The sequence below is a fragment of the Arthrobacter sp. N199823 genome, assembly GCF_002929705.1.
Lineage (GTDB): Bacteria > Actinomycetota > Actinomycetes > Actinomycetales > Micrococcaceae > Specibacter.
In genome coordinates this window covers 1-712 of the sequence record NZ_PJIN01000053.1, presented here as the reverse complement: position 1 = coordinate 712, position 712 = coordinate 1, and the positions used below count along the sequence as shown (strand labels likewise).

Sequence of the window (712 nt, the reverse complement as noted above, 5' to 3'; positions counted from 1 at the left end):
GATCTACCGTGGCGGGTCCAGCCGTGCTTGCTCCCACTCCCGCACGCTGTCGATCGTGAAGCGAACCTGCCGGCCGAGCTTCATTGCGCGGGGACCCTGCCCATGTGCACGCCAGCTGCGGACGGTTGATACGGAGACGTTCAGACGTTCCGCGAGCTGCTGGAGGCTGAGATACGGCTCTTCCTGTTCAAGCTGTGATGCTGCCAAGACCTACCCCCTGTACTCAATGATCTAACTCAAAACGTGTGATACTTATGTAAATGTGTTGACCTGACAATCCTCGCACCGCCTGTGCGAGGGTGTCAACTTCAATGCATAATTAGCTCACGGAGCTTCACGGATTCACTGAATCGAGCGAGTAGGCAGGGGCAAAGGGTCTGGCATGGACGAGATGAAAAGTGTTGAGCAGGTGATCGGGACGAACCTGCGAGCCCTGCGGAAGCGGGCCAACCTCACGCAAGAAAACTTGGGGGCGGCATCAGCGGCCTACTTCCCAACGCCCTGGTCCGTCGCAACGGTGTCGCTGGCGGAGGCAGGGCGCAGAGCGTGGGTGGCCGCGGACATGCTGGCTATCTGCAAGCTACTGAACTGCTCTTTTTCGGACCTCCTTATCCCCGCGGCCGGCACTGAGGTTCAAGTGACGGAACACCTGGCCATGTCTGGCCCTGAAATCTCGGAACTGACAGCCAACACCCCCAGCGCCGGAGGCATG

The 712-nt window shown here is 59.6% G+C and carries 2 protein-coding genes; one reads left to right on the top strand and one right to left on the bottom strand.

The genetic code is table 11. The annotated features are described in order from the left end of the window. Positions 1-3: 3 nt before the first annotated feature. Entirely contained in the window at positions 4-207 is a 204-nt protein-coding gene (locus CXQ93_RS20190; RefSeq protein ID WP_104112174.1) for an AlpA family transcriptional regulator, read from the bottom strand. 175 nt (positions 208-382) lie between these two features. Between CXQ93_RS20190 and CXQ93_RS20185 the strand changes: the two genes are divergently transcribed. Further along, positions 383-712 (top strand): helix-turn-helix domain-containing protein (locus CXQ93_RS20185; RefSeq protein ID WP_146073309.1); only part of this gene is annotated, 330 nt, incomplete at its 3' end.